At 45.1% G+C, this 1,354-nt stretch carries 1 pseudogene; it reads right to left on the bottom strand.

The annotated features are described in order from the left end of the window. Nucleotides 1–1,354 (bottom strand): annotated as a pseudogene (gene aceE, locus A3738_RS28715) (pyruvate dehydrogenase (acetyl-transferring), homodimeric type); the annotation flags it as partial.

The following is a 1,354-nucleotide window of genomic DNA, read 5'->3' as shown; positions in this document are numbered from 1 at the left end:
TGCAGCCATTGCACCGGCTTCATTAATGCCTTCCTCTAGTATTTGACCAGCTTGATCCTCACGATAATACATGACCTGATCACGATCATTTGGCACATACTTTTGCCCTTCAGAGGTATAGATGCCTAGTTGTCTGAACATGCCTTCCATACCAAATGTCCGAGCTTCGTCTGGAACGATTGGCACGACTCTTTTTCCGATACGTTTTTCTTTAGTGAGAGAAGAAAGCATACGAACGAAGGCCATTGTCGTTGAGATTTCTCTATCACCTGATCCATCAAGCTGAGCTTGGAACACATCAAGCCCTGGAACTGAAAGCGGTGCACTTTTTTGTCGACGTTTTGGAAAGAAACCACCAAGTTCTTCACGACGCCTTTTCATGTAGATCGCTTCAGGGCTATCTGGTGCAGGACGATAATAAGGAACATCCCCTATTTTTTCGTCACTAATCGGAACGCCAAATCTATCCCTAAATGCTTTTAAGGTATCGATATCAAGTTTTTTGAGAGAGTGGGTTGTATTCGTCGCCTCGCCCATTTTACCGAAACCGTAACCTTTAACAGTATGCGCTAAGATAACGGTTGGCTGACCTTTATGATGCACGGCCTTATGATATGCCGCGTAGACTTTATATGGGTCGTGACCTCCACGGTTTAGCTGCTCAATATCTTCATCCGTTAGATTATCTGCCAACTTCCCGAGCTCAGGATAACGACCAAAGAAGTGCTTACGTGTATACGCGCCGCCGTTGGACTTAAAGCTCTGCATTTCTCCATCAACAAGCTCATTCATAGCTTGTTGCATTGCACCATTTTCATCCTGCTCAAATAGCGGATCCCATTTACGCCCCCAAACAACCTTTAAAACATTCCAGCCTGCGCCTCTAAACACACCTTCTAATTCTTGGATGATTTTACCATTGCCACGCACCGGTCCATCCAAACGCTGCAGATTACAGTTCACAACAAAAATAAGATTATCGAGTTTTTCTCGACCTGCTAAGGCAATTGAGCCAAGAGTTTCAGGTTCATCCGTTTCACCGTCACCAATGAAACACCATACTTTTCTCTCACCTTTATCTGTTAAGCCTCGGCTATGGAGATACTTCATGACATGCGCTTGATAAATCGCCTGTAAAGGACCAAGCCCCATAGAAACCGTCGGGAATTGCCAATAATCCGGCATTAACCATGGATGCGGGTATGAAGATAGACCATCCCCATCCACCTCATTTCTGAAACGATCCATCTGACCTTCGTCAAATCGTCCCTCTAAATATGAACGCGCATAAATACCTGGAGATGAGTGCCCTTGGACATACACTAAGTCAGCTTCTCGCTTATCATCACCGGCA

The organism is Oleiphilus sp. HI0066 (assembly GCF_001635725.1).
Note: the sequence above shows the minus strand (reverse complement) of the source record. Positions and strands in the feature narration are given on the sequence as shown.